Origin of the sequence: Streptococcus parasanguinis, assembly GCF_001073155.1 — a bacterium.
In the GTDB taxonomy this organism is placed as follows: domain Bacteria; phylum Bacillota; class Bacilli; order Lactobacillales; family Streptococcaceae; genus Streptococcus; species Streptococcus parasanguinis_D.
Window position 1 is genome coordinate 1 of the sequence record NZ_JVEE01000008.1, and the last position, 874, is coordinate 874.

Consider the following 874-nt stretch of genomic DNA (forward strand, 5'->3'; position numbering starts at 1 on the left):
CTGGTCTTTATAGCAAAGCTAGCATAGAACAAGATGCAAAATTGCTTGGACGTCTTTCGGCAGCCTTTAGACCGATAATTGAAAGATATAAAGAACTAGATGATACAGTTCAGTATGAATTTAGAACTCTCCTTAGAGGTTTTAAAGAAAAATATAATTATATTTCTCAACTTATAAGACTTTTTGACAAAGATTTATTGGAAGAGAGTATTTTTGTTACTTATTTGATAAATCTTTTACCAATTCCAGGCGTAGATTATGTAGATATTGAAGATAAGATTCGTATGGAATATTACAAGTTGACGCAGGATGGTTTTGGTTCTATAAATTTATCATCTAGTGAACAGTCTCAGTATAAACAACAAGAAAAAATTAATCCAACTGTAAAGGTTCCTGAGGAGAAGGATAGCTTAACTGCAATAATTGAAAAAATTAATAGTCAGTTCCCAGATACATTTACTGAAGATGACCGTGTTATACTTGAAATGCTTGTTAATCAGATTGTTAATAATCCGACAGACAAACAACGTTCTTTGGCAAAAGGAAATGATTTTCCTATGTTTAAAAATTCACTATTTCCAAAAGAATTTGAAGATCGGGTTGTGGATTTCTCAAATTCAAGTAATGAAGTTTTTGTCAAATTATTTCAAGATGAAAATTTATTCAAACTACTTCAATCAATTGTAGCAGGAGAGGCATACAAACATTGGAGAAGTGAAGGAAATTAAATATATCCCAATTTGTAAAATTAAGCTAGACAGAAAAAGCCATCTATGTTAGGCTCAGATAAACACCACATTTATCTGAATGGTTGTCTCAAGTTCCCAGTCATCTCTTTAAGTCGATAACTTTTGATTGTGGGAAAGAATTATCT

At 31.2% G+C, this 874-nt stretch carries 1 pseudogene; it reads left to right on the top strand.

Annotated features, from left to right (window positions below):
• Positions 1-728, top strand: a pseudogene (locus ADH92_RS11175) (type I restriction endonuclease subunit R); the annotation flags it as partial.
• Positions 729-874: the final 146 nt, after the last annotated feature.